This is a genomic window from Actinomycetospora atypica, from assembly GCF_042653685.1.
Taxonomy (GTDB): domain Bacteria; phylum Actinomycetota; class Actinomycetes; order Mycobacteriales; family Pseudonocardiaceae; genus Actinomycetospora; species Actinomycetospora atypica.
This window is the reverse complement of the sequence record NZ_JBHSIV010000058.1, coordinates 1-24,069: the sequence shown is the minus strand read 5'-3', so window position 1 is coordinate 24,069 and position 24,069 is coordinate 1. Positions and strand designations below refer to the sequence as shown.

Annotated in this window: 24 protein-coding genes, 1 pseudogene and 1 riboswitch; of the genes and pseudogenes, 11 read left to right on the top strand and 14 right to left on the bottom strand. The window is 75.6% G+C overall.

The features are described 5' to 3' along the window. Positions 1–483: pseudogene (locus ACFPBZ_RS28270) on the bottom strand (hypothetical protein); the annotation flags it as partial. Between ACFPBZ_RS28270 and ACFPBZ_RS28265 the strand changes: the two are divergent. After that, complete coding sequence (locus ACFPBZ_RS28265) at positions 482–2,983, top strand: transglycosylase domain-containing protein (RefSeq protein ID WP_378039450.1); 2,502 nt, start codon at positions 482–484, stop codon at positions 2,981–2,983. The pseudogene ACFPBZ_RS28270 and the gene ACFPBZ_RS28265 sit on opposite strands and share 2 nt — an antisense overlap. A 4-nt stretch (positions 2,984–2,987) precedes the next feature. Here ACFPBZ_RS28265 and ACFPBZ_RS28260 read toward each other — a convergent pair whose 3' ends face one another. The 4 genes from ACFPBZ_RS28260 to mobA are packed head-to-tail and all read right to left on the bottom strand — an operon-like array spanning position 2,988 to position 5,086. After that, entirely contained in the window at positions 2,988–3,401 is a 414-nt protein-coding gene (locus tag ACFPBZ_RS28260; RefSeq protein WP_378039449.1) for a cupin domain-containing protein, read from the bottom strand. Next, positions 3,398–3,823: a PPOX class F420-dependent oxidoreductase gene (locus tag ACFPBZ_RS28255; protein WP_378039448.1), complete on the bottom strand. Its 426-nt coding sequence runs from the start codon at positions 3,821–3,823 to the stop codon at positions 3,398–3,400. Before ACFPBZ_RS28255 ends, ACFPBZ_RS28260 begins: the two co-directional genes overlap by 4 nt. Before the next feature lie 49 nt (positions 3,824–3,872). Then, a complete protein-coding gene (locus ACFPBZ_RS28250; protein ID WP_378039447.1) occupies positions 3,873–4,367 on the bottom strand; it encodes a hypothetical protein in 495 nt (164 codons plus the stop codon). A 56-nt stretch (positions 4,368–4,423) separates the two neighbouring features. Beyond that, positions 4,424–5,086: a molybdenum cofactor guanylyltransferase gene (gene mobA / locus ACFPBZ_RS28245; protein WP_378039446.1), complete on the bottom strand. Its 663-nt coding sequence runs from the start codon at positions 5,084–5,086 to the stop codon at positions 4,424–4,426. 65 nt (positions 5,087–5,151) lie between these two features. On the opposite strand from mobA, the gene ACFPBZ_RS28240 reads away from it, so the two are divergent. Next, positions 5,152–5,400 (top strand): hypothetical protein, encoded by a 249-nt coding sequence (locus tag ACFPBZ_RS28240; RefSeq protein ID WP_378039445.1) that lies wholly within the window; start codon positions 5,152–5,154, stop codon positions 5,398–5,400. A gap of 55 nt (positions 5,401–5,455) precedes the next feature. On the opposite strand, the gene ACFPBZ_RS28235 is transcribed toward ACFPBZ_RS28240, so the two are convergent. After that, the gene (locus ACFPBZ_RS28235; RefSeq protein ID WP_378039444.1) at positions 5,456–6,397 is read right to left on the bottom strand and encodes an AEC family transporter; all 942 of its coding nucleotides are present in this window, start codon (positions 6,395–6,397) and stop codon (positions 5,456–5,458) included. 98 nt (positions 6,398–6,495) lie between these two features. On the opposite strand from ACFPBZ_RS28235, the gene ACFPBZ_RS28230 reads away from it, so the two are divergent. From ACFPBZ_RS28230 to cobA, 8 genes are all read left to right on the top strand, one after another. Continuing rightward, positions 6,496–8,193, top strand: a complete 1,698-nt coding sequence (locus ACFPBZ_RS28230) for a formate--tetrahydrofolate ligase (protein ID WP_378039443.1) — start codon at positions 6,496–6,498, stop codon at positions 8,191–8,193. A 28-nt stretch (positions 8,194–8,221) separates the two neighbouring features. After that, positions 8,222–8,800: a cyclodeaminase/cyclohydrolase family protein gene (locus tag ACFPBZ_RS28225; RefSeq protein ID WP_378039442.1), complete on the top strand. Its 579-nt coding sequence runs from the start codon at positions 8,222–8,224 to the stop codon at positions 8,798–8,800. Then, positions 8,800–9,732: an asparaginase gene (locus tag ACFPBZ_RS28220; protein WP_378039441.1), complete on the top strand. Its 933-nt coding sequence runs from the start codon at positions 8,800–8,802 to the stop codon at positions 9,730–9,732. Before ACFPBZ_RS28225 ends, ACFPBZ_RS28220 begins: the two co-directional genes overlap by 1 nt. Before the next feature lie 113 nt (positions 9,733–9,845). Continuing rightward, complete coding sequence (locus ACFPBZ_RS28215; RefSeq protein ID WP_378039440.1) at positions 9,846–10,421, top strand: helix-turn-helix transcriptional regulator; 576 nt, start codon at positions 9,846–9,848, stop codon at positions 10,419–10,421. 91 nt (positions 10,422–10,512) lie between these two features. Further along, positions 10,513–10,636: riboswitch (cobalamin riboswitch) on the top strand. A gap of 83 nt (positions 10,637–10,719) precedes the next feature. Beyond that, positions 10,720–11,112 carry a hypothetical protein gene (locus ACFPBZ_RS28210; RefSeq protein ID WP_378039439.1) on the top strand — a complete coding sequence of 131 codons (393 nt, stop codon included), beginning with the start codon at positions 10,720–10,722 and terminating at the stop codon, positions 11,110–11,112. After that, the gene (gene cobC / locus ACFPBZ_RS28205; protein ID WP_378039438.1) at positions 11,109–12,164 is read left to right on the top strand and encodes an Rv2231c family pyridoxal phosphate-dependent protein CobC; all 1,056 of its coding nucleotides are present in this window, start codon (positions 11,109–11,111) and stop codon (positions 12,162–12,164) included. Before ACFPBZ_RS28210 ends, cobC begins: the two co-directional genes overlap by 4 nt. Next, positions 12,161–13,921: a nicotinate-nucleotide--dimethylbenzimidazole phosphoribosyltransferase gene (gene cobT / locus ACFPBZ_RS28200; RefSeq protein WP_378039437.1), complete on the top strand. Its 1,761-nt coding sequence runs from the start codon at positions 12,161–12,163 to the stop codon at positions 13,919–13,921. The genes cobC and cobT overlap by 4 nt, the downstream gene beginning before the upstream one ends. After that, positions 13,918–15,135: a uroporphyrinogen-III C-methyltransferase gene (gene cobA / locus ACFPBZ_RS28195; RefSeq protein ID WP_378039436.1), complete on the top strand. Its 1,218-nt coding sequence runs from the start codon at positions 13,918–13,920 to the stop codon at positions 15,133–15,135. Before cobT ends, cobA begins: the two co-directional genes overlap by 4 nt. A gap of 64 nt (positions 15,136–15,199) precedes the next feature. Here cobA and ACFPBZ_RS28190 read toward each other — a convergent pair whose 3' ends face one another. From ACFPBZ_RS28190 to ACFPBZ_RS28160, 7 genes are all read right to left on the bottom strand, one after another. Then, positions 15,200–15,646 carry a nitroreductase family deazaflavin-dependent oxidoreductase gene (locus tag ACFPBZ_RS28190; RefSeq protein WP_378039435.1) on the bottom strand — a complete coding sequence of 149 codons (447 nt, stop codon included), beginning with the start codon at positions 15,644–15,646 and terminating at the stop codon, positions 15,200–15,202. A 29-nt stretch (positions 15,647–15,675) separates the two neighbouring features. Next, positions 15,676–16,326: a DUF1707 SHOCT-like domain-containing protein gene (locus ACFPBZ_RS28185; protein WP_378039434.1), complete on the bottom strand. Its 651-nt coding sequence runs from the start codon at positions 16,324–16,326 to the stop codon at positions 15,676–15,678. A gap of 8 nt (positions 16,327–16,334) precedes the next feature. Beyond that, on the bottom strand, positions 16,335–17,165 hold the full coding sequence (locus ACFPBZ_RS28180; RefSeq protein ID WP_378039433.1) for a DNA-formamidopyrimidine glycosylase family protein: 831 nt from the start codon (positions 17,163–17,165) through the stop codon (positions 16,335–16,337). A 72-nt stretch (positions 17,166–17,237) separates the two neighbouring features. Beyond that, positions 17,238–18,392 (bottom strand): hypothetical protein, encoded by a 1,155-nt coding sequence (locus ACFPBZ_RS28175; protein ID WP_378039432.1) that lies wholly within the window; start codon positions 18,390–18,392, stop codon positions 17,238–17,240. 24 nt (positions 18,393–18,416) lie between these two features. Further along, complete coding sequence (locus ACFPBZ_RS28170; protein ID WP_378039431.1) at positions 18,417–19,631, bottom strand: cytochrome P450 family protein; 1,215 nt, start codon at positions 19,629–19,631, stop codon at positions 18,417–18,419. A 170-nt stretch (positions 19,632–19,801) separates the two neighbouring features. Beyond that, positions 19,802–20,725 (bottom strand): SDR family oxidoreductase, encoded by a 924-nt coding sequence (locus tag ACFPBZ_RS28165; RefSeq protein WP_378039430.1) that lies wholly within the window; start codon positions 20,723–20,725, stop codon positions 19,802–19,804. Further along, positions 20,722–22,179, bottom strand: coding sequence for a flavin-containing monooxygenase (locus ACFPBZ_RS28160; protein ID WP_378039429.1), 1,458 nt, complete (start codon positions 22,177–22,179; stop codon positions 20,722–20,724). The genes ACFPBZ_RS28165 and ACFPBZ_RS28160 overlap by 4 nt, the downstream gene beginning before the upstream one ends. 110 nt (positions 22,180–22,289) lie before the next feature. Between ACFPBZ_RS28160 and ACFPBZ_RS28155 the strand changes: the two genes are divergently transcribed. Continuing rightward, a complete protein-coding gene (locus ACFPBZ_RS28155; protein ID WP_378039428.1) occupies positions 22,290–22,997 on the top strand; it encodes a TetR/AcrR family transcriptional regulator in 708 nt (235 codons plus the stop codon). Here the strand turns inward: ACFPBZ_RS28155 and ACFPBZ_RS28150 are convergent. Then, positions 22,943–23,629, bottom strand: a complete 687-nt coding sequence (locus ACFPBZ_RS28150) for a VOC family protein (protein ID WP_378039427.1) — start codon at positions 23,627–23,629, stop codon at positions 22,943–22,945. The two genes, ACFPBZ_RS28155 and ACFPBZ_RS28150, sit on opposite strands and share 55 nt — an antisense overlap. Positions 23,630–24,069 lie beyond the last annotated feature (440 nt).

Sequence of the window (24,069 nt, the reverse complement as noted above, 5' to 3'; positions counted from 1 at the left end):
CGCACCGCGGCGCCCGCCCGGTCGTCCGCCCGCGCCTTCGACCCCGGTCGCCGGGTCCGCCCCGACCGCGACCCCGCCCGGTCGACCCGCCCCCGGTGCGCCCCCCGTCACCGGGTCCGCCCCGACCGCGACCCCGCCCACGCGCACCGCCGGTGGCCCGGGCGGCTCCAACACGACGGCCACGCCCGGTCGCCCCGCCGCCGGTTCGACCCCGGTCGCCGGGTCCGCCCCGACCGCGACCCCGCCCACGCGCACCGCCACCAAGGGGTCCGACGGCCCCGCCCCGGTGGCGCCCCCCGCCACGGGCTCGGCCTCGGCCGGTTCAGCCACCGGCTCGGCCACCCGGGCGTCCGGCCGCCCGACGACGGCCGGCGAGCCCGCCGCCCCGGGTCGCGAGCCCTCCCGCACTCCCGACGGCACCGCGATCGCGCCCGCCGTGGGCAAGGACGGCAGGACCGGCGACGACGGCAAGTCCGGCGGCATGGACGGCACGGTCGCCGACGCCCCGGCGGAGGACATCGCCGCGAAGCCGACCCGGGCCTCGTCGGGAACCTCGACCGGGACCGCCCGCCGCACCCCACAGTCGACGCAGACGCGCGCCGAGCGGCGAGCCGCAGGTCGCGACGGCCTGAGCCGGGCCGCCGGGACCCGTGCCACCGGGACCCGTGCCACCGGGACCCGTGCCGCCCGGGGGCGCACCGCCACGGCGGAGACGCCGGAGCGGTCGGCGCCGCCGCGGGGGCGGCTGGCCGCCGCGGTGGCCACCCTGATGGCCGCGGTCGCCGTGAAGGTCGGGCGCTGGCCCGGGGGCGAGCGCCTGGTGCTCGCCGGGCGCTGGGTCGACGGCCACGTGCAGTCCTACCTCGACGGCAAGGACGGCGAGTCGCTGCCCGTCGCGGCCCGGCTCTGGCGCCGCCGCCGGCGCATGGGCTACGCGGTGCTCGCGACCGCGGTGGGCGTCCCGGCGCTCACGCTCGTGCTCGGCTTCCTGCTCATCCCCGTGCCGAACGCCGACGCGGCGGTGGAGAGCCAGCTCAACACCGTGGCCTTCTCCGACGGCACGGTGCTCGCCCGCGTCGCCCCCGGCGAGCAGGGCAACCGGCAGAAGGTGTCGATCGCCCAGGTGCCGCTCCCCGTGCAGCGCGCGGTGCTCTCCGCCGAGGACCGCACCTTCTACACGAACTCCGGGTTCGACGTCTCCGGCATCGCCTTCGCCGCCTGGAAGCAGCTCACCGGCGGCCAGGGCGGCGGCTCGACCATCACCCAGCAGTACGTCAAGAACGCGATGGTCGGCTCGGAGCACTCCTACCTCCGCAAGTTCCGCGAGCTGATCATCTCGGCGAAGATCACGCAGGAGTACTCGAAGGACCAGGTGCTCGAGGACTACCTCAACAGCATCTACTTCGGCCGCGGCGCCTACGGCATCCAGGCGGCCTCGCAGGCCTACTTCGGCAAGTCCGTCGAGGCGCTCACGCCCGCGGAGGGCGCGATGATGGCGGGGCTCATTCAGGCGCCGTCGCAGTGGGACCCGGCGGTCAACCTGGACGGGTCGCAGCGTCGCTGGACCTACGTCATGGACGGGATGGTCAGCTCCGGCTGGCTCTCCCCGGTCGAGCGCGCCACCGCGGTCTTCCCGACGACCGTGCCGCCGCGCAAGACCGGCAACGGTGTCCCCGACGACGACCGCGGCCACATCTACAACGCGGTCAAGGACGAGCTCGAGAGCCTCGGGATCGACGAGGACGCCCTGGTGACCGAGGGGCTGCAGATCCAGACGACGATCGACCCGAAGGCCCAGGAGGACGCCACCGAGGCGGTCCGCGAGGAGCTGAAGGGCAAGCCCGCGAACCTGCGCACCGCGGCGGTCTCGATCGACCCCCGCACCGGCGCGGTGCTCGCCTACTACGGCGGCGACAACGGGGCGGGTCTCGACTACGCCCAGGTCAAGAAGCAGGCCGGCTCCACCTTCAAGCCGTTCGTCCTGCTCGCTGCGCTGCAGCACAACCCGCCGATCGGAATCAGCACCCAGTTCGACGGCCAGCAGGTTCCCGGGAAGACGGTGCGCAACGTCGAGGGCGCCGACTGCAGCAACTGCTCGCTGAAGAAGGCCATGACGCTGTCGAACAACGTGGTCTTCACCGCGCTCGGCAACGAGGTGGGCCCGCAGGCGGTCGCAGACGCCGCCCGCCAGGCCGGCATCACGGCCAAGCTCGACAACCCGAACTCGGGGCTCGCGCTCGGCAACGTCGAGGTCACCCCGGTCGACATGGCCGCCTCCTACGCGACGTTCGCCAACGACGGCGTCTACCACAAGCCGCACCTCGTCCAGAAGGTCACGACCGCCAGCGGCGAGGTCCTCTACGACCAGGCCGGCGACCAGGGCGAGCAGCGCATCGACCCCAAGGTGGCCCGCAACGTCACCGAGGCCATGCGTGACGTCCCGACCTACGACGGCGCCGAGCTCGTCGGCGGGCGGCCCGCGGCGGGCAAGACCGGCACGGTGCAGTCGCACCTCGACGAGCAGAACAACGACGCCTGGATGGTCGGCTACACGCCCTCGGTGGTCGCCTCGGTGTGGGTCGGCACCGACGACAACACGCCGATCCAGTACCCCGACGGCCGCCCGATCTACGGCCACGGCATCCCGAGCGACATCTGGCAGAACTTCATGAACGGCGTCATCCAGGGGACGCCGAAGCAGACGTTCGGGGAGTTCGTGCCGGTGGCCGGCACCGACCCGGGGACCACCGCCACGGGCGAGGGCCAGCAGGCCGGCACGACGACCGCCGCCCCGACCACGTCGGCCGCCACGCCGACGTCGACGACGACGAGCGCCCCGACCGCCTCGGGCGAGGCGACCGTGCCCCCGGCGGCCCCGGAGCCCGGGGCCGCGGGCGAGGTGCCCGCCCCCGCGGGGGAACCGGCGGCCGAGGCCCCGGCCGCGGAGCCGGCGCCCGTCGAGGGCGAGCCGGCGCCGGGCTGATCAGCTAAGGGGCCTCGACCTCGAAGTCGGCGAAGTCGAACCCGGGGGAGACCACGCAGGTCACGAGCACCTCGTGGTCGCCCGCGGGCTCCGCGCGCTGCCAGCTCCCGCCCGGGACGAGGGCCGAGAGCTCGTCGTCGGGCCCCAGCCGGTGCTCGTCCCCGCCCTCCGGTGCGTCCCCGATCCACAGCGAGAGCACTCCGCCGCCCTGCCAGAGCCAGAGCTCGTCGGAGCGCACCCGGTGCCACACCGAGCGCTCGCCGGGGCCGAGCACGTAGTGGATCGCGGTCGCCGTCGGGCGCTCGCCTGGATAGCCGGGCGGGTGCACGGTGGCCGGCGCGGCCCAGATCCGGCGGAACCAGCCGCCCTCGGGGTGCGGCTCGAGGCCGAGCCGCCGCGCGAGCGGGGGGACCGTCACGCGGTCATGTCGAGCGCGGCGATCACCTTCGTCGGGGTGATCCGGACGACGAGCTCCCCGGGCACCCCGTTGCGCTCCCCGAACTCCTCGGCCCGGTCGGCGCCCATGTAGCGCGCACCGAGCGCGGTGGCGGTGCGCCGGAGCTCGTCCGGGTCCTCCGAGAGCGTCACGGTGCCCTGGACCTGGACGAACGCGAACGGCGGCTCCTCGAGGTCGACGCAGAGCACCACGCGCGGGTCGCGGGCGAACGCCTTCCCCTTCGCGGTGTCGCTCCCGGTGTTGAACACCAGCGTGCCGTCCTCGACCAGGAACCAGATCGGCGCCACGAGCGGGCGGCCGTCGCTCGCGGTCCAGCCGAGCTTGCCGGTGCGGGTGCCGTGGGCGAGGAAGTCGCGGACCGCCGGGTCCTCCAGGCTCGTCATGGCGGCGAGCCTAGTGACGCGCGGCGGCGGACCGGACCCTCGGGACCGGCTACGCCAGGGCGGCCCTCAAGCCCTCGACGGCGGTGCGGACCGTGACGAGCGAGCCGATGCAGGCGCCGACGTCGACCGTCCCGCCCGGGGCGGTGGCCGGGCACCCGCGGCCGACGTAGGTGTCGCGGGCCGAGGTGATCGCGGCGACGGCGGTCGTGACCGCGGGGTCGTCGGGCAGGGCGTTGCCGGCGGTGCGGGCCACCGACGCCGACTCCTCGACCCAGCGCCCGCAGCGCGGCCACACCGCGCGGGGGTCGGGCGAGGTGTAGCAGGGGTCGGCCAGGGCGAGCCGCAGCTTGGAGCGCGCCGCATCGGGGCTGCGGGCCTCGACGGCCGGGCCCTGCACCGCGCCGGGGCCCGACGACTGCCCGGGCGGGATCTGCGCGGGGGAGGAGTCGCCGCACCCGGTCGCCAGGGCCGCGAGCAGGGCCAGCCCGACGACCGCCCGCCCCAGCGGGCGGGCAGGGGCGGCGGGAGTGGCGGGCGGCGGCACCCCCGCATCGTCCGCCGGGTCGCCGACGCCCGCGACTCCGGGCGGTGCTCAGGGGCTCAGGGGGACCGGCGCTCGTCCCGGGCCCGGAGCTCGGCGAGGTCGTCGGGGGTGTCGGCGTCGCGGACGGCGTCGAGCTCGGGGTCGGCGGCCGCGAGGTCGGGATCGTCGAGCAGGTCCGCGGCCGTGAGCTCCCGGACGTCGCTCACGGCGAACAGCTCGGCCGGCCGCCGGGCCCCGCCCGCGAGGAGCGCCGTGGCGCGGGGGCCGAGCGCGGTCCGGTACGCGGCGGCGAGGGGCTGGCGGTGGCCGTGGAGCACCGGCAGGGCGACCTCGGCCGTCCCGAGCGCCCCGAGCACCGCGGTGACGTAGGACCGGTGGAGCAGGGGGAGGTCGACCGAGCACACGAACGCGACCTCGGCGCCCGCCCGGCCCGCCGCCGTCAACCCCGTCGCGAGGCCCTGCAGCGGGCCGCGCCCGGGCTCGTCGTCGACGACCGGGAGCACCCGCGGGCCGGCGGCCGGGCCGGGGGAGTCCGCGGAACCGACCACCACCAGCGGCCCGCCCAGGGCCGTCGTCAGGACCGCCAGCACGTGGTCGAGCAGCGTGCCGTCCCGCCACGGCACCGCCGCCTTGTCGCGTCCCATGCGCCGGGACCGCCCGCCCGTGAGCACCACTCCGGCCGCAGTTCGTTGGGACACAGCGGTGATTGTTGCGCGCATGTTGCGTCTATCCCGTCGCAGCGGTGCTTGAGCATCAGGCACCGAGGATTCGAGGAGTGATGGACGTGAGCAAGCAGTCCGGCACGACGGAGGCACCGGGACGTTCGGCCGAGCCCGAGGACGCCCGCCGCGGGATGATCGCTCCGATGCCCCACGACAACGCGGAGGCGAAGGCCGACCGCGACATGGCCGCCGCCGAGCGGGCCGTGGCCATGGGCACCGCGAGCGCCGAGCAGGCCGCCGCGGTCGACCGCATCTCGGACGCGCGCACCCACGAGGAGCGCCGCCGGCTCTGGCTCGCTCCCCAGAACTGACGCGCCAGAACCAGTCGTTGCCTGCCCCCGCCCGGCCTCCCCGGGCGGGGCCGGGTCAGAGCGCGAGCAGCAGCACGACGGGCAGCGTCACCACCGACCCGACGGTCGTGATCACCACGGCGGCGGTGCTCTCGCGGTACCAGGTCCGGTACTGCGCCATCAGCACGAAGACCGTCGCGGCGTCGGGCAGGGCGCACATCAGCACGATCACCGCCGCCCACGGGGCCGGTACCGCGAACAGGTGCACCGCCCCGATCGCGAGCGCGGGCATCACGACGAGCTTGAGCACCACGGCGACGACGACGCCGCCGAACCTCCCGCCGCGCAGGGCGCCGACCGCCCCCCGCAGGAGGATGCCGAGCGCGAAGAGCCCGCCCGGGGCGGCCATGGCCCCGATCAGCTCGACGGTCGTCGCGACGGGCCGCGGTAGTTGCCATCCGGCGATCGCGACGACGAGGCCCAGCACGATCGCGATGACGATCGGGTTGCCCAGGACGCGCCGGGCCACCGTGCGGGCGAGCAGGCCGCGCGAGGAGCGATCGCGGTCGATCAGCGTCGCCGCGACGAGGAACACCGAGATGGCCAGCGCGGTGTGGATCGTCGAGACCAGGGCGGCCGGGAAGCCCGTCGCCGGTCCGAGCACGGTGATCGTCAGCGGGATCCCGAGGTAGCCGACGTTGCCCCAGGACCCCACGACGCCGACGGCGTTGGCCTCGCGCAGCGGGATCCGGAGCAGGCGCGCGGCGAGGACGCCGAGCGCGTAGCCCACCAGGAGCACGCCGAACGCCACACCGATCGCGGCGACCGGGACGCCCGCCGAGAGGTCGGCCTCCGCCACCGAGTCGAAGATCAGGGCGGGCAGGGCCAGGAAGTAGACGAGGTCGTTGAGCGTGGCGGCGGCGGACTCGGAGAACCGCTCCCACCGCCCCGCCACCGCACCGATCGCGATCACGGCGAAGATCGGCGCGATCTGGATCAGCAACGTCGTCGGGCCCACGTACCCACTGTCTCCGACGATCCGGGCCGGGTGCGTGCGGTAGGCGCGAGGTCACTTCACGTCGACCTACGGGCGCCCGTCTGCTTGTGTGATCGGTCATGAGCATCCCGTCCGACCTCGAGATCGCGCAGAAGGCGACGCTGAAGCCGCTGGACGACGTCGCCGCGGCCATGGACCTGCCGACGCATCTGCTGGAGATGCACGGGCGTGACGTCGCCAAGATCGAGCTCGACGCGATCGACGTCATGGCCGACCGCCCGCGGGCCAAGTACGTCGTGGTGACCGCGATCACGCCGACCCCGCTCGGGGAGGGGAAGACGACGACGACGGTCGGGCTCGGCCAGGCGTTCTCGCACGTCGGCAAGCGGGGCGTGATCGCTATCCGGCAGCCCTCGATGGGGCCGACGTTCGGGATCAAGGGCGGCGCCGCGGGCGGGGGCTACTCGCAGGTGGTGCCGATGGAGAAGTTCAACCTCCACCTCACCGGCGACTTCCACGCCGTCACGAGCGCCCACAACATGCTCTCCGCGGTGCTCGACAACCACCTCTACCAGGGCAACGCCACCGGCCTCGACCCGTACCGCGTCACCTGGCGCCGGGTCCTCGACGTGAACGACCGCGCGCTGCGCAACGTCGTCACCGGGCTCGGCGGGCGGATGGACGGGGTGCCCCGCGAGTCGGGCTTCGACATCTCCTCGGCCTCCGAGGTGATGGCCATCCTGGCGCTGTCGACCTCGCTCGAGGACATGCGCGCCCGGCTCGGGCGCATCGTCGTCGGGTACACCCGCGACGGTGACGCGGTCACCGCCGAGGACATCCGCGGCGCCGGCTCCATGGCGGCGCTGATGCGCGACGCCCTCAAGCCCAACCTCATGCAGACCCTCGAGAACACGCCGGTGCTGGTGCACGCCGGGCCGTTCGGCAACATCGCCCACGGCAACTCCTCGATCGTCGCCGACCGCATCGGCATCCACGCCGGCGACTACCTCGTCACCGAGGCCGGGTTCGGCGCCGACATGGGCGCGGAGCGCTTCTTCAACATCAAGTGCCGCGCGTCGGGGATGACGCCCGACGCGGCCGTCGTCGTCGCGACCGTGCGCGCGCTCAAGGCCCACAGCGGTAACCACAAGATCGTCGCCGGGAAGGACCTGCCGGAGGCCCTCCTCGCGGAGAACCCCGACGAGGTGCACGCCGGCGGGGCGAACCTGCGCAAGCAGATCGAGAACATGCGCATCCACGGCGTCTCCCCGGTGGTCTGCATCAACGCCTTCCCCACCGACCACCCGAGCGAGCACGCCGCGATCAAGGAGATCGCCGAGTCGATGGGCGCCCGCGCGGCGGTGTCGACGCACTTCGCCGACGGCGGGCGCGGCGCGGCCGAGCTCGCCGAGGCCGTGGCCGAGGCGGCGGACGAGCCGTCGCAGTTCCAGCTGCTCTACCCCGACGGGGCCACGCTGCGGGAGAAGATCGAGACGGTCGCGACGAAGGTGTACGGCGCCGACGGCGTCGACTACGCCCCCGCGGCGAACACCTCGATCGACCTCTACGAGCGCAACGGGTTCTCGGACCTGCCGGTGTGCATCGCGAAGACGCACCTGTCGATCTCGTCCGACCCGAAGCTGCTCGGCGCCCCGACCGGCTGGCGCATGCCCGTCCGCGAGGTGCGGGCGTCGGTGGGCGCGGGGTTCGTCTACCCGATCTGCGGGGACATGCGGACCATGCCCGGCCTCGGGAAGAACCCGGCCGCGCACTCGATCGACGTGTTGTCCGACGGGACGATCGTCGGGTTGTTCTAGCCGAACCGCACACGACCGGAGGTCGACCGTGGCCGACTCGCTCGGGACAGTGCCGCTCGGGAAGCTCGCCGCCGCGCTGGCGGCGCGCGGGCCCGGACCGGCGGCGGGGTCGACGGCCGCCGCGACGACGGCGCTGGCCGCCGGGCTCGCCGGCAAGGTCGCGCTGGGCGCCGCCCGGACCGACCCGGCCGCGAACGACCTCGCCCACGAGCTCGAGGCCCTGCGCACGCGGGCCCTCGTGCTGGCCGACGACGACGTCGCCGCCTACGCCGGGTTCCTCGCCGCCCGGAAGTCCCCGGGCGGCGCGGCCGGGGCCACGGAGGCGATCGTCCAGGTCCCGCTCGACGTGCTGGCCGCCGCGTGCCGGGTCACCGAGATCGCGGCCGCGCTGGCCGAGCACGGGCCCGACGCCCTGACCGGGGACGCGGTGACCGCCGCCCTGCTGGCCGCGGCGTCCGCCGAGGCGGCGTCGACCCTGGTCGGGACCAACATCGCCGACACCGGCGAGGTGGTCGGCGGCCTCGACGGGTGGGGCGACCCGCGCGTCGAGGACGCCGAGGAGCGGGCGGGGGAGGCCCGGCGGCTCGCGGAGCGGGCGGCGTTCTAGTGCCCGCACCCGTGGTGGTGGAGGTCGTCCGCGGCGGGGTCGTCGAGTCGGTGCACGCCGTCTCGCTCGTGGTGCTCGACCCCGACGGCGCGCCGGTGCTCACCGCCGGGGACGTCGGGCGGCCCGTCTACGCCCGGTCCGCGCTCAAGCCCGCCCAGACGGCCGCGGTGCTCGACCGGGTGGAGCTCACCGGGGCGGAGACCGCGCTGGCGAGCGGGTCGCACAGCGGCGAGCCCGAGCACCTCGCCGCCGTCACCGCGCTGCTGGCGCGGCACGGCCTGGACCCGGGAGCGCTGCGCTGCGTCCCCGACCTGCCGCTGGGGACCGACGCGATGCGGGCGTTCCTCGCCGCGGGGCACACGGCGTCGCCGCTGGCGATGAACTGCTCGGGCAAGCACGCGGCGATGCTCGCGGCGACGGGCGGCGACCCCGGCTACCTCGACCCGGAGCACCCGCTGCAGCGGGCGTGCCGGTACGCCGTCGCCGCCCTCGCCGGTCCGGTACTGGCCGCGTCGACCGACGGGTGCGGCGCCCCCGCCTTCGCCACCACGCTGGTCGACCTCGCCCGGCTCCCCTGGGGCCTCGCGCACGCTGCGGAGGGCTCGGCACCGGGCCGGGTCGCGGCCGCGATGCGGGCGCACCCGCACCTCGTGGCCGGCACCGGGCGCCTCGACACCGTGCTCATGGCACGCGTGCCGGGGGTCGTCGCGAAGGGCGGCGCCGAGGGCGTGCTGATCGCCGGCCTCCCCGACGGCAGCGCCCTCGCCGCGAAGGTCGACGACGGCCAGGCCCGGGCGCTCGGGCCCGTGCTGCTCGACGTGCTGGCCCGCCGCGGGGTCCCCGCACCCGAGGCGCTGGTCGCGGTGGCGTCCCCGCCCGTGGTCGGCGGCGGTGGGCCGGTCGGCGGCCTGCGGGTGCGACGCCCGGACTAGCGCCCACGCCGACCCGACCGGGTGATGTCACTTAACGTGTCGGCGGGGCGACGTCGAGTGTGTGGGAACCGTGTGGGAGCCTGCTCGCCAACTGGCCCGGAGGAGGAGCCCGGATGGCGGTGTGCCTGATCGTGGCCCCGGACGTCGACGCGCGGGAGCGGGTGGCGCGCTGCCTCGACCCCGGGTTCGACGTGGTGCACGGCGCGACGGCCGCCGAGGGGCTCACCGCGCTGACCCGGGAGCGCCCCGACCTCGTCGTGGTGGCCGTCGAGGACCCGGACGAGGGCCCGGGGACCGCCGGCTGGGTGGCCGCGGTCGACGCGGTGCGGGCGGCGGCGCCGGAGCTGGCCGTCCTCGTCGTCGGCGGACCGGGGGTCGGGCGCGACGCGGAGCACCGGCTCGCGGACCTGGCGCTGCAGCGCGGCGCCCGGGGGTTCCTGCGCTCGGGCGAGGGCCCGCGGCCGTTCGGGCCGGGCGGGCGCCGGCCCGCCACCACCGCGCTCTCCCGCCGCGAGCTCGACGTGCTGCTCGGCATGACCGAGGGCCTGTCCAACTCCGAGATCGCGACGCACCTCGTGCTCGCCGAGGACACGGTGAAGACCCACGCGCGGCGCATGTTCCGCAAGCTCGGCGCCGGGGACCGCGCCGACGCGGTGGCCCGCGGGTTCCGCCAGGGCATCCTGCGCTGAGTCTCCACCCGGGGTCGTCCGGGGCCGACTTGCATACAAGTCGTTGACCCCCCGGCCCGGGTGTGGTCGGCTCACCCGTCGACGGACGCGGAGGAAGCCGGTGTGAATCCGGCGCGGTCCCGCCACTGTCACCGGGGAGCAGACCCCACGCGAGGCCACGGCCGGGCAACCGGCGGGAAGGCCGGGGCGAGCACCGATCCGGGAGCCAGGAGACTCCGGCCGTCGCGAGGTGCCACCATGCCGCCGACCAGACGAGGGCCGGCGGCCGATCGGGCGAGGAACCCGAGAGAGGCCTGCGATGACGCGCGCTCCCGACCCCCGTCCCCCGTTCTCCCGGGGACCCCATTCGCTGCGCCGCCGACCGGCCTGTCCGCGCCCCGCGGCGCGCGACCGGCTGCTCGACGACCTCCGCGCGACCCTCGCGGCCGCCTGCCTGGGGCAGGACGCCGCGCTCCAGGTCGACCACCTCGGCGCGCGTCCGGTCCGCTCGAGCGCCGAGCTCGCGGCCCGCGTCGACACTCTCGCGCTCGAGCTCCTCGCGCGGATGGACGCCGAGGGCTGGGACCCCGGTGCCGCCCCCCGGGCGGTGACCTCGGTGCTGGCCGCGTCCGTCCCGGCGGCGGAGGCGGTCCTGCTGCGCGGCGCGGGCCGCGTCCGGGTGGACTCGGCGCCCGTGGACGAGGTGCGGTGACGCCCGCCCCCACCGACACGGGCATCGCCCCGGCCGACTTCGACCTCGCCCACCACGGCGACGTCGAGGTCGGGCCGGGGCTGGTGGACCTCGCCGTGAACGTCCGGGCGGGCACGCCGCCGCGGTGGCTGGCCGACCGCCTCGTCGCGTCGCTGGGCGGGCTCGCCGCCTACCCCGACGCGACGGCGGCCCGGGCCGCGGCGGGCGACGCGCACGGCCGCGACCCGGCGCAGGTGTGGCCGGTGGCGGGGGTGGCCGAGGCGTTCGTGCTGCTCGCAAGGGCCCTGCGCCCGCGCCGCGCGGTCGTCGTGCACCCGCAGTTCACCGAGCCCGAGGCGGCGCTGCGCGCGGCCGGGCACACGGTGGAGCGCGTGATCCTGGACGGCGACCTGACGCTGGACCCGCGCGACGTCCCCGAGCAGGCCGACCTCGTCGTCGTCGGGAACCCCACCAACCCGACCTCGGTGCTGCACCCGGCGGCGACGCTCGCCGCGCTCGCCCGGCCGGGTCGCACCCTCGTGGTCGACGAGGCGTTCGCCGACACGGTGCCGGGCGAGCCCGAGTCGCTGGCGGCGCGGACCGACCTGCCCGGGCTCGTCGTCCTGCGCAGCCTCACCAAGACCTGGGGGCTCGCGGGCCTGCGGGTGGGCTACGTGCTGGCCGACGAGGACCTCGTCGCGCGGCTGGCCGCCGCCGCGCCGCCCTGGTCGGTGTCGACCCCGGCGCTCGACGCGATCCGGGCCTGCACGACGACGGCCGCGCTCGCCGAGGCCGACCGGGCGGCGGTCGCGCTGCGGGCCGACCGTGACCACCTCCGCGCTCTGCTCGCCGAGGTCGCCGGGGTGGAGGTGCGCGGGACGCCGGCATCGAGCTTCCTGCTGCTGCGCACCCCCGGGCGGACCGACGTCCGGGAGGCGCTGCGCGACCGCGGCTGGGCGGTGCGTCGCGGCGACACGTTCCCGGGGCTCGACGGCGAGCACCTGCGGGTGGCCGTCCGGGACCGGACGACCTCCGACGGCTTCGTCGCCGCTCTGGCCGAGGTGCTGGCGTGAGCGCGCTCGAACCGGGGGACGCCGCGGCCCTGGGACGGGTGCTCGCGGCCCGCCGCGACGTCCGCACCGGCTTCACCGCCGAGCCGGTCGACGACGCGGTGCTGCGCCGGGTCCTCGCCGCTGCGCACCTCGCCCCGAGCGTCGGGTTCTCCCAGCCGTGGGACTTCCTCGTCCTGCGCGACGTGGCCCTGCGCGCCGAGCTGGCCGCGCTCGCGGAGACCCAGCGCGCGGCGTTCGCCGCCTCGCTGCCCGCCGCCCGGGCCCGGGCGTTCGCCGGGCTGAAGATCGAGGCGATCCGGGAGGCGCCGGTCGGCGTCGTCGTGACCTGCGACCCCACCCGCGGCGGCCGGCACGTCCTCGGGCGGGCGACGCAGCCGCGGATGGCCGCGCACTCGGTGGCGGGCGCGGTGCAGAACCTGTGGCTGGCCGCGCGGGCCGAGGGGCTCGGCGTGGGCTGGGTGTCGTTCTTCCGGGAGCGCGAGCTGGCCGCCCTGCTCGGCGAGCGGGTGGGCCTGCCGCAACACCTGGAGATCGTGGCGTACCTGTGCGTCGGGCACGTCGGGGAGTTCGCCGCGGGACCCGAACTGGAGAGCGCCGGCTGGGCGCGACGACGACCGTTGGAGTGGGCCGTGCACGAGGGGACGTGGGGCGCGCACCCCGGGGGCGACGCGCTGGACGACGCGGTCGCCGCCTGCGCCGACATCGACGTCACCGAGGGGGAGGCCGCCGCCCGCGAGCGGCTGACCCGCATGACGGTGCCGCCGGGGGCCCTGGGGCGGATCGCGGACGTCGGGGTCCGGCTCGCGGGGCTCGCGGGGACCTGCCCGCCGCCGGTGCCCGAGCCCGCCGTGGTCGCGGTGTTCGCCGGCGACCACGGGGTGCACGCCCAGGGGGTGACGCCGTGGCCGCAGGAGGTCACCGGGCAGATGGTGGCGAACTTCCTCGCCGGCGGCGCCGCGGTGAACGCGTTCGCGAACCAGGTGGGGGCCGAGGTCGTCGTCGTGGACGTCGGGGTCGCCTCCCCGGTCGACGAGGCGCCCGGACTGCTGCCGCGGCGGATCCGGGCGGGGACGGCCGACATGACGGCGGGCCCGGCGATGTCGCGCGACGAGGCCCGGGCCGCGCTGGTCGTCGGGGTCGAGGTGGCCCGCGACCTCGTCGCGGCGGGCAACCGGCTGCTCGTCACCGGCGACATGGGCATCGCGAACACGACGGCGTCCGCGGCGCTGGTGAGCGCCTTCACCGGGGCGTCCCCGGAGGTCGTGACCGGCCGGGGCACCGGGATCGACGACGCGATGCTGGCGCACAAGGCGGCGGTGGTCCGGACGGCGCTGGAGCGGCACGGGCTCCTCGGGACGACCGCGGCCGCCGACGACCCCCTCGGCGCGCTCGCCGCGGTCGGCGGGCTCGAGATCGCCGGGATCGCGGGGCTGCTGCTGGGCGGCGCGGCGCTGCGCACGCCGGTCGTCGTCGACGGGGTCGTGGCCGGCGCGGCGGCGCTCGTCGCGCACGCGCTCGCCCCGAGTGCGTCACACGCGTGGCTGGCGGGGCACCGCTCCGTCGAGCCTGCCCATACCCTGGCCCTGACCCACCTGGGGCTCGAGCCGCTGCTCGACCTCGGGATGCGGGTCGGCGAAGGGACCGGAGCGCTCCTGGCGGCTCCGTTGGTCGCCGCCGCCGCCCGGGCGCTCGGCGAGGTCGCCACCTTCGACAGCGCCGGGGTCGACAGCAAAGCCGTTGCGGAAGGAACCACGTGAGCACGCTCTACCCCGTCGGGCTCGAGCTCCGCGGCCGTCGGGTCGTCGTCGCCGGCGGCGGGTCCGTTGCGCAGCGCCGGGTGGCGGGGCTGCTCGAGGTCGGGGCCGACGTCGTGGTGGTCAGCCCGGCCCTCACCACCGCCCTCGAGGCCCTCGCGAGCTCCGGCGAGATCACCTGGGTCGACCGGCCCTGGGCCGACGGCGACCTCGACGGGGCCTGGTACTGCGTGGCCGCCACCGACGCCCCGCCGGTCAACGCCGCCGTCGCCGCCGAGGCCGAGCGGTCGCGCGTGTTCTGCGTGCGCGCCGACTCCGCCGAGGAGGGCACCGCGGTGACGCCCGCCGTCGGCCGGTACGACGACGTGACGGTCGCCGTGATCGGCGGCGGCGACCCGCGGCGGGCCGCCGGGGTCCGCGACGGCGTCGTCGAGGCGCTGCGCAGCGGCACCCTCGCCGACCGGCGCCACCGCGGGGCGCAGGACCCCGGGGTCACGCTCGTCGGCGGCGGGCCCGGCGACCCCGGGCTGATCACGGTGCGCGGGCGCCAGGCGCTGGCCCAGGCCGACGTCGTCGTCACCGACCGGCTCGCGCCGCAGGCCCTGCTCGACGAGCTGCCGCCCGACGTCACCGTCATCGACGCCTCGAAGCTCCCCCGCGGGCGCTACATGAGCCAGGACACGATCAACGCGGTGCTGGTCGACGAGGCCCTGGCCGGCAACCGCGTGGTGCGCCTCAAGGGCGGCGACCCGTTCGTGTTCGGGCGCGGCTACGAGGAGATCCAGGCCTGCGTGGCCGCCGGGGTCACGGTCGACGTGGTCCCGGGTGTCACCTCGGCGATCTCGGTGCCCGCCTTCGCCGGCGTCCCCGTGACCCACCGCGGGATCACCCACGAGTTCGTCGTGGTGTCGGGGCACCTGCCGCCCGGGCACGCGCAGTCGCTGGTCGACTGGGCGGCCCTGGGCCGCCTCACCGGCACGATCGTCCTGCTCATGGCCGTGGAGAACATCGGGGCGATCGCCGAGGCGCTCGTCGCGGGCGGGCGGGACCCGGAGACCCCGGCCGTCGCCGTGCAGGAGGGCGGGCTGCCCGGCGAGGCGCTGGCGCGGGCCCCGCTCGCGAAGCTGCCGTCGGCCATCGCCGCCGCGGGGCTGCGCCCGCCGGCCGTCGTCGTGATCGGTGCGGTGGCCGACCCGGAGGCGTTCCCGCCGCCGTAGCCGGCCCCGACGGAGCGAGCGGCACTCCCGCTGCCTCCGGGCGCGCGGGAGGGCCGTTCGGTCCTCAGCTCTCGCGGCGCAGCAGCACGATCGGGATCTGGCGGTCGGTCTTCTTCTTGTAGTCGTCGTACTGGGGCCAGATCTGCGCCATCCGGTCCCAGAGCGCCTGGTACTCGTCGTCGTTCGCGGTGCGGGCCACGGCCGTGTACTTGTCGGTGCCCACCAGCAGCCCGGCGTGCGGCTCGGCCAGCAGGTTCTCGTACCACTTCGGGTCCTCGGGAGCGCCGCCCTTGGAGGCGACGATGACGACCTCGTCGCCGGCGACGCCGTAGATCAGCCCGGTGCGGCGGGGCTCGCCCGACTTCTTCCCCGTGGTCGCCAGCACCAGCGTCGGGACGCCGTTCCACTCGTGACCCTCGGTGCCGCCGGACGCCACGTACTTCTGCACGTGCTCGGCCACCCAGTCGGTCTTCGGGTCGGTCGCGCGGTCGATGTCCTCAGCAGTTGCCATGGCGATCGACTTCCCCGGTGGGGGTGGCGTCAGTCGTCGTCGCGGTCGCGGTCACCCGCGCGGTCCTGCGCGAACTCGGAGGCGGTGAGGACCTGCACGCTGCCGAACGCCCCGCGCCCCGAGACCTGCACCTGCGGGGCACCGGGCGGCTCCGGCGCGCAGGCGGTGTCGCAGTTCGTGGACCCGAAGATCGTCGTGCCCGACGTGGAGGCCTGCGTCCCGTCCGGCACCACCACCTTCGTCGACCCGAACAGCACGCCCACCGCGACGTCGGTCTGCCCCGGCGCCACCTGCACGACGCGGCTGCCGAACACCGCCGCGCCGTTGTCGGCCGAGAGCACCCCGGGCGCGACGATCGCCGCGACGCCGATGACGGCGGCCACGAGCAGTCCCTTGAACCCGCGCTGCCGGCGCTGCTCCGGGGTGCGGGTGTCGGTGTGCCAGGCGGGCTCGACGACGGCCGTCCCGCGCTCCGCCGGCGGGGACGGGGCCGGGGCATCGTCGGGAAGGTCCGCGACGAGGGGCTCGAGGTCGCGGCGGTAGCGGGCGGCGTAGCAGGCCTGCGCGCGTTCGTCGTACTCGGCGAGTGTGATCATCCCGGCGTCCTGGGCCCGGCGCAGCCGTTCGTCGACCTCGCGACGCTCGCGGTCCCCGATCCGGGGCTCGGGGGGCGTGTCCACGCGGACCATCATGGCGCCGGTTGGCAGGAAGGACACCACCAGACCTCGCGGGCGTGCATCGCGCCCGTGGCGGGGCGGAAGCGGATCAGGGTGCCGCAGCGGTAGCAGGGGCGGTTCGAGCGGCCGGTCACCCAGTGATTCTGACCCCGTCGCTTCACTCCGGTGGTCGTCATGCCGGTGCCGTGCTCGAGCGAGTGGGTGATCATCTTCCGGCCGAGGGCGAGCAGCGGCTCGAGCTCGACCTCGCCGACCGGGGTCCACGGCCAGCGCCCCCGCAGGAAGCACAGCTCGACGGCCCAGAGGTTGCCGAAGCCGGCGACTCCGCGCTGGTCGAGCAGGGTCTCGACGAGGGGCCGGTGCGGGTCCTTGCCCAGGCGGGCGAGGGCCTCGTCGAGGTCGAAGTGCTCCTGGGTGGCGGTGGGCTGCTCGGCGAGGACGTCGGGGCCGAGGTGGCCGACGACGCGGTGCTCCTCGCGGGTGTCGAGCAGCGCCAGCACCGGGACGCCGAGCCCCACGAGGCTGCGGTCGTCGTCGAGGGTGATCGCGGCCCGCAACTGCGGGAGGAGGTGGCGGGGCAGCGCCGGCCGGCCGTCGGGGCGGTGCTTGCGGACGATCGTCCAGGAGCCGTCCATGCGCAGGTGCGAGTGCAGGGTGAGGTCGCGGTCGCGCAGGCGCAGCCGGGTGAGCAGGTGCTTGCCGTGGGCCTTCGTCTCCGCGAGCACGGCGCCGCGGAGGTCGACGGTCGCCAGGGCGGCGTGGCGCAGGTCGGAGCGGACGACGGTCGCGCCGGCGAGGGTGGACAGGCGCGCGGCCGCGCGGTGTACGGCGTCGCCCTCCATGGGGGGCGGGTACCCGTGGTGGCGGCGATCGTGACGTCCAGTGTCAGCAAGGCCGCAGTGCTGACACCGGGCCTAGCGGCCGAGGCCCGCCCGAGCCGCCGCCCACGCGGCCGCGCCGCAGACCAGGCCGGCCGGGGACGAGGCGCCGGGGTCGTCGGACCCGGCGAGGGCGCACCCGGTCCGGGCGGCCAGCCAGTCGCGGACCCCGGGCAGGGACGCGACGCCGCCGCGCACCAGCATCGGCGGGCGCTCCTCGGCGCCGAGGACCTCCACCACCGCCGCCCCCACCTGCTCGAGCGCGGGGGCGAACAGCGGGCCCAGGTCGGTGTGGGTGACCCGGACGGTGCCCGGGCCCGGGTTCTCCGGCGGCAGCACCGGCACCGCGACGTCGACCCACCCGTCGGAGCCCAGCCGGGCCTTCGCCTCGTGCACCCCGCGGCGCAGCCAGAACCAGGCGCGGTGGGCCTCGGGGTCGCCGCTGAAGCGGATGCGGTCGGCCAGCGCGGGGCGGGCGCGGTCGAGGACGAGCTGGGTCAGCGCGTCGTCGAGGGCCTCGGCGCCGACGTCGACGTACCGGGCGCCCGGGCGCACCGACGCGGTCGTCGTGCCGCCGTCGGCCTCCGTGCGGTCGACGATCGCGACCTCGGTGCCCCCACCGCCGAGGTCGACCACGACGACGGGTCCGCCGCCGCCGAGGCGCACCGCGGCCGCCTCGGGCCCGGGGACCAGCGCGATCTCGGTGTCGGCGCCGCCGGGCACGACCCCCAGCGCCGAGCGACCGGCGGCGGCGAGCGCCGCGGGCCCGGCCGACGGGTCGGTCCACGACGCGGGGTGGACGAGCGTGAGGGTGGTGGGCGCGGTGCCGCGACGGCCCACCTCGGCCTGCAGGATCCGCGCGACGAGGGCCGTCGCCACGTTCACCGCGGTGGTGGGGCGCGGCCAGGTCGCGAGCAGGGCGTCGTCGCGACCGCCGGTCGCCGAGGCGAGGTAGGACCGGCCGCGCAGGACGGCGGCCTGCGGGTCGGCGTGCGCGGCCTCCAGGGCGGGGCGGCCGGCGAGCACCGTCCCGTCGGTGCGCGAGAGCACCACCGAGGGCAGCGACGCGCCGCCGTCCACGGCCACCGTCGCGACCCGCGTCCACCCGTCGGCCGGGTCGACGTCGGCCACGGCCCCCGTGGTGGTCGACGTGCCGTGGTCGACCGCCAGCACCCACCGCTGGTCACCCATGCCGACCAGTCTGGCAGCGAGGCGCTACGCGGGTGACAGCCGCACCGGCAGCGCGGCGAGCGCGTGGATGAGCACGCTGTGGCGGTAGACGATCTCCCCGGTCGGCACCGCGGCCTCGATCCCGGGGAAGCGGTCGAGCAGGGCGGACAGCGCGATCTCGCCCTCGAGCCGGGCCAGCGAGGCCCCGAGGCAGAAGTGGATGCCGTGGCCGAAGGCGAGGTGCCCGGTCTGGTCGCGGTCGTCGTCGTAGAGCTCGGGGGCGTCGAAGCGCTCCGGGTCGCGGTTGGCGGCGGCGACCGACAGCGTCACGACGGCGCCGCGCGGGATGGTGACCCCGCCGACCTCGACGTCCTCGGTGGCGAAGCGCAGCGGCGCGTTGGCCACCGGCGAGCCCCACCGCAGGAACTCCTCGACCATCGGCGCGAGCGACTCCCCGGCCTGGCGGGTGGCGACGAGGCGGTCGCGCAGCGCGGGGTCGCGCACCATCGCGAAGACGCTGTTGGTGATGAGGTTGGCCGTGGTCTCGTGGCCGGCGATCAGCAGGATCATGCCCATCGCGACGATCTCGTCGCCGGAGAGCTTGTCGTCCTCGTCGGCGGCGGCGATGAGCCCGGAGAGCAGCGCGTCGTCCGGCTGCGCGCGCAGGGTCTCGACGAGCTCGGACAGGTAGGCCGTGAGGCTCACCTGCGCCTGGTGCTTCTCCTCCTGCGGCGAGTTGTCGATCATCGTGTTCGACCAGCGGGCGAAGGCCTCGCGGTCGTCGATCGGCACGCCGAGGAGCTCGCAGATCACGGCCATCGGCAGCGGCACGGCGTAGTCGGTGACGAGGTCGACCTCCGCGGCCCCGGCCGTCTGATCGAGCAGCGAGGTGGCGATGGCCTCGATCTTCGGGCGCAGCGCCGCGATCCGGCGCACCGTGAACGCCTGCACGACGAGCTTGCGCAGCCGCGTGTGCACGGGCGGGTCGTTGAGCAGCAGCATGTGGCCGGCCGGGCCGGGGATCAGCGGCTCGGCGGGGCGCTGCTCTGGCGGCATCGTCGAGCGGAAGTCCTTCGCGAACCGCGGGTCGGTGAAGGCGGCCCGGCAGTCGGCGTAGCGGGTGAGCAGCCAGGTGGAGCCGCCCTCGGGCATCTCGACCTCGCGGACCGGCGCCACCTCCCGCAGCGCCGAGAGGCGGGCGTACGGGTCGACCCAGTACTCGTCGGTGAAGACGGGCCCGGTGGCGAGGTCGGCGGTCATCTCCGCAGAGTGCCCGACCTGGCGTCAGCTACCCGTGATTTCAATGAGGGTCGGTTCACTGAACGGTTCCTCGACGAGGACGAAGGGCCCGTTCGTCACCTTCTCCGGTGACGAGCGGGCCGTTCGTCCGGTCGCCGGGAGCCGACGCCCGCGGGCGTCGTCCCCGGAGGTCAGGCCTGCGAGACCCGGCCCGGGGCCTGCGGGGCGCCCGTCTCCCGGTCGTCGCCCATGCCGACCGAGGTGCGGCCGAACTGGCGGCCCGAGGCGCGGAACTGCTCCTCCAGCTTCGGGACCATCGTCTTCGCCTGCGCCAGGATCGGCAGGTCGCCGAGCCAGGAGAAGGTGATCGGGCGCAGCGCGGCGAGCAGGCCGACCGACTTCGGGACGAAGATCCGGCGCTTGCGGCGGGCGATGCCCTCGAGGAACCCGCGGCCACACTCCTCGACGGTCGCGATGCTGCCCAGGGGCGGCGGGAGCTTGCGCAGGGTGTCCTCGAAGGTCGACGAGTCGGCCTTCACGTCGCGGACCAGGTCGGTGTCGATCCACCCCATGTGCGCGGTGCCGACCCCGATCCCGCGGTGCGCGAGCTCGAAGCGCAGCGCGTTGCCGTAGTTCTCCACGCCGGCCTTGGACCCGCAGTAGGCGGCCATGCCGGGCAGCGCCGTGAACGCGGCGAGCGAGGAGACGAGCAGGAAGTAACCGCGGCGCTTCTCGACCTCGGCGACCGTCGCGGACACCGTCCGCGCCACCCCGATGAGGTTGACCTCCATGACCCGGGCGATCACATCGGCCGGGCTCTCGGCGACGGTGCCCTGGTTGGCGATGCCGGCGTTCGCGACGACGACGTCGATCCCGCCCAGCTCGGCGACGGTGTGCGCGACGGCGGCGTCGAGCGAGGCCTGGTCGGTGACGTCGCAGGTCGCCCACGTGTGCTGCGGGCCGAGCTCGCCGGCGAGGCGCTGCAGGCGCTCGGGCTCGAGCCCGACGACCGCCACGCGCGCGCCCTTCGCGGCCGCCTGGCGGGCGGTCTCCTCGCCGATGCCGCGGGCCGCGCCGGTGATGAAGAGGACCTTGCCGCGGATGTCGTAGGTCATGCGTGCTCCTGGGTGCGGGCGGGGGTGAGGACGTACTCGGCGGGCACCATGCGCTTGAGACGTCGGTGGAAGGGCATCGTGAACGTCGGCCAGAGGGCGGAGTTGTTGCCGTGGCCGTCGAGGTACCACGACGAGCATCCGCCGTCGGTCCAGACCGTCCCCTCCGTGAGGCGCTGCATCTCGGCGACGAAGCGGTCCTGGGCCTCCTGGCGGGGCTCCACGGCCCCGACGGCGCGGGTCCGCAGCCGGCGCAGCACGTCCATGACGAGGTTGATCTGCGACTCGATCATGAAGACGACCGAGTTGTGCCCGAGCCCGGTGTTGGGCCCGAGCAGGGTGAACAGGTTGGGGAAGCCCGCGATCATCGTGCCGTTGTGGGCGAACATCGTGTCGCCCCAGTGCTCGGCCAGCGAACGTCCGTCGCGGCCGAACACCCGGTGGCTGATGGGCAGGTCGGCGATCGAGAACCCGGTGCCGGCGATGATCGTGTCGACCTCGTGCTCGACGCCGTCGGCGGTGACCACGGCGTGCGGCCTGACCTCGGTGATCTTCTCGGTGACGACCTCGACGTTCGACCGGTCGAGCGCGGGGAGGTAGGTGTCCGAGAGCAGGATGCGCTTGCAGCCCATCGAGTAGCTCGGCGTGATCTTGCGGCGCAGCTCCGGGTCGCTGACCTGGGTGCGCATGTGCTTCTCGGCGAGCTTCGCGGCCTTCGCCATCCGCGACGGCTTCTTGAAGCCGAACACGAAGGCCTCGCGGGCCCAGTAGATGGCCTCGCGGTTGAGCCGCTGGAGCGCCGGGAAGCGCCGGAACGCCCACTTCTCGACCCCGGTGATCGCCCGGTCACGCCGGGGCATGATCCACGGGGGCGTGCGCTGGAAGACGGTCATGTGCCCGACGACGGGCGCGATCTCCGGCACGAACTGGATCGCCGAGGCCCCGGTCCCGATCACCGCGACGCGGCGGCCGCGCAGGTCGAGGTCGTGGCGCCAGGTGGCGGAGTGGAAGACCTCGCCGGCGAAGTCCTCGAGCCCGGCGACGTCGGGGAACGAGGGGTCGCTCAGCGCGCCGCTGCCGAGGACCACCGCGTCGGCGGTCCAGGTGCCCTGCGTCGTCGTCACGGTCCAGCGCTGGTCGTCGTCCGACCAGCGGGCCTCGGTGACCTCGTGGTGGTTGCGGGTGAAACGGTCGATCCCGTACTCGGCCGACACCCGCTGCAGGTACGCGTGGATCTCCGACTGGGCGGAGAACGAGCGGCTCCAGTCCGGGTTCGGCGCGAACGAGAAGGAGTAGAGGTGGCTGGGCACGTCGCAGGCGCACCCGGGGTAGGAGTTGTCCCGCCACGTGCCGCCGACGTCGCCGTGGCGCTCGAAGACGAGGAAGTCCTCGATGCCGGCCTGCCGGAGCCGGATCGCGGTGCCGAGTCCGGAGAAGCCGTTCCCGACGATGGCCACGGACAGATGGGGCCGTTCTCCTGCGGTCGTGCTCACTGCGCCTCCCGAGAGTGGTACGTCTGCGTACCGTTCTGGGGAGCCAGGATGGTACGAGCTGGTACCATAGGCCAGTGACTGTGAGCGCGCACACGGCGGACTCCGGGGAGCACCCGGTGGTGGTCGCCATCCGCACCGGCGCCGCCCCCGGGGGCGACCACCGGGACCGGCTGATCGCCGCGATGGGGGAGCTGCTCGCCGAGCAGGGCTACGCGAGCGTCACCGTCACGGGCATCGTCTCCCGGGCCCGCGTCTCCAAGCGGACCTTCTACCAGCACTTCTCCGACCGCGAGGAGTGCCTGCTCGCCACCTACCGCGTCGTCGCCGAGTCCCCGCTGCACCGGATCGCCGAGGCGGCGACGGCCGTCGTCGGGACCGGGCTGCCGGTGCGCGAGGAGATCGCGGTGGTCACCGGCGCCTACCTCTCGGCCATGGCCGAGCACCCCCTGCTGACGCGCGCGATGCTCACCGAGCCGGGGTCGACGGGGGCGGCCGGCCTGGCGGCCCGCCGCGAGGTGATGGGCCGGTTCGCCGACGGGCTCGTCGCGCTGTCGCAGACCCGGGGGCGGGCGCTGGCGGTGGGGCTGGCCCAGGCGCTGGTCGGGGGGATCAACGAGCTGGTGCTCTCCGCGGTGGAGTCGGCCGAGGTGCCGGCGCCGGAGATGGCGGCGGCGATCCTGGCCCTGGGCGACACGGTCACCGACCTGGCCGTCGCGGTGCTCGACGCTCAGTCCCCCGAGGGCTCCAGCACGCAGAACTCGTTGCCCGACGGGTCGGCGTAGACGACCCAGGGCAGGTCATAGGGGTCGTGGATCCTCCGGGCGCCCTGGGGCGGTTCGTCGTCGGCCGTGTCCTTCCGGACGTCGAGGTGCAGCCGGTTCTTCGCGGTGTGCGGGGAGGTCTCCGGGCAGAGCTCGAGGAGCGGTCCGACGCCGGCGGGGTGGCGCAGGGCGCGGGTGCCGGGGGTGCCCTCGACCGGGACCCAGCCCGTGAGGGCGGCCCAGAACGCGGCGTCGCGGTCGGGGTCGGCGCTGTCGAGGGGCAGGGCCGCGAGCGGGCCGGTCGCGGTGTACTCGGGGCGCTCGTCCATCACGCAGAACGGGGTGCCCTCGGGGTCGGCGAGCACCACCCACGGCACGTCGCCCTGGCCGATGTCGGCGTGCGTGGCGCCCAGGGCGAGGAGCTCCTCGACGACGGCGGCCTGCCGGTGCCCGCCGAGGAGGTCGAGGTGGAGGCGCGGGTCGTCGGTCGGGGCGTCGGGGACGGGCTGGAAGCACAGGTCGAGCCAGGCGCCGCCGCCGAGGTGCAGGCGGGAGCAGGCGCCGTCGAACGGGTCGGCGCCCAGCGCGGCGGCCCAGAAGCGGCCGAGGAGCTCCGGGTCGCGGGCGTCCCGGACGACGTTCTCGAGATGCATCCGCCGATCCTCCCGTTCCGGCCGTGGCGACCCCGCTTCTGACGCCCCTCGCGAGCCGCGACGGGTGGCCCCCCCGCACGCATGGGTCCGGGGTGAGCGTCCGAACGGGTGAGCAGGAGCAACCCGGGCGTCGGCTGCGCGTCGTCGCCCGGCCGAGGAGATCCTCCGGACGATGGTTAGGGTTCCGGACGAATGCGGCGTCCGGCCCTCGCCAGTGCCAGCCCGAGCGGCCACCGGGCGTCCCTCCCGCTCCGGACTCCGGTGACGGGGGAGTCGAGCAGCGAGGGAGACCGTCGATGGCTCGAGCCGAGGGCCCCGGCCGACCGCAGCCCTTCCGCGGACCATCGGGTCCGCCTGCCCCGGCCGGCCCGCCCGGCCCACCCGCTCCGCCCGGCCCGCCGGCGCCGCGGCCCGGAGGGTTCGCCGTCCCGCCGGGCGCC

What these genes read in the sequence shown, in the direction of transcription:
- ACFPBZ_RS28265 (WP_378039450.1), top strand. Translation starts at nt 482, where the DNA reads ATGGACGGCACGGTCGCCGACGCCCCGGCGGAGGACATCGCCGCGAAG.
- ACFPBZ_RS28255 (WP_378039448.1), bottom strand. Translation starts at nt 3,823, where the DNA reads ATGACGAGCCTGGAGGACCCGGCGGTCCGCGACTTCCTCGCCCACGGC.
- mobA (WP_378039446.1), bottom strand. Translation starts at nt 5,086, where the DNA reads ATGCGCGCAACAATCACCGCTGTGTCCCAACGAACTGCGGCCGGAGTG.
- ACFPBZ_RS28230 (WP_378039443.1), top strand. Translation starts at nt 6,496, where the DNA reads ATGAGCATCCCGTCCGACCTCGAGATCGCGCAGAAGGCGACGCTGAAG.
- ACFPBZ_RS28215 (WP_378039440.1), top strand. Translation starts at nt 9,846, where the DNA reads ATGGCGGTGTGCCTGATCGTGGCCCCGGACGTCGACGCGCGGGAGCGG.
- ACFPBZ_RS28210 (WP_378039439.1), top strand. Translation starts at nt 10,720, where the DNA reads ATGACGCGCGCTCCCGACCCCCGTCCCCCGTTCTCCCGGGGACCCCAT.
- ACFPBZ_RS28190 (WP_378039435.1), bottom strand. Translation starts at nt 15,646, where the DNA reads ATGGCAACTGCTGAGGACATCGACCGCGCGACCGACCCGAAGACCGAC.
- ACFPBZ_RS28180 (WP_378039433.1), bottom strand. Translation starts at nt 17,165, where the DNA reads ATGGAGGGCGACGCCGTACACCGCGCGGCCGCGCGCCTGTCCACCCTC.
- ACFPBZ_RS28175 (WP_378039432.1), bottom strand. Translation starts at nt 18,392, where the DNA reads ATGGGTGACCAGCGGTGGGTGCTGGCGGTCGACCACGGCACGTCGACC.
- ACFPBZ_RS28170 (WP_378039431.1), bottom strand. Translation starts at nt 19,631, where the DNA reads ATGACCGCCGACCTCGCCACCGGGCCCGTCTTCACCGACGAGTACTGG.
- ACFPBZ_RS28165 (WP_378039430.1), bottom strand. Translation starts at nt 20,725, where the DNA reads ATGACCTACGACATCCGCGGCAAGGTCCTCTTCATCACCGGCGCGGCC.
- ACFPBZ_RS28150 (WP_378039427.1), bottom strand. Translation starts at nt 23,629, where the DNA reads ATGCATCTCGAGAACGTCGTCCGGGACGCCCGCGACCCGGAGCTCCTC.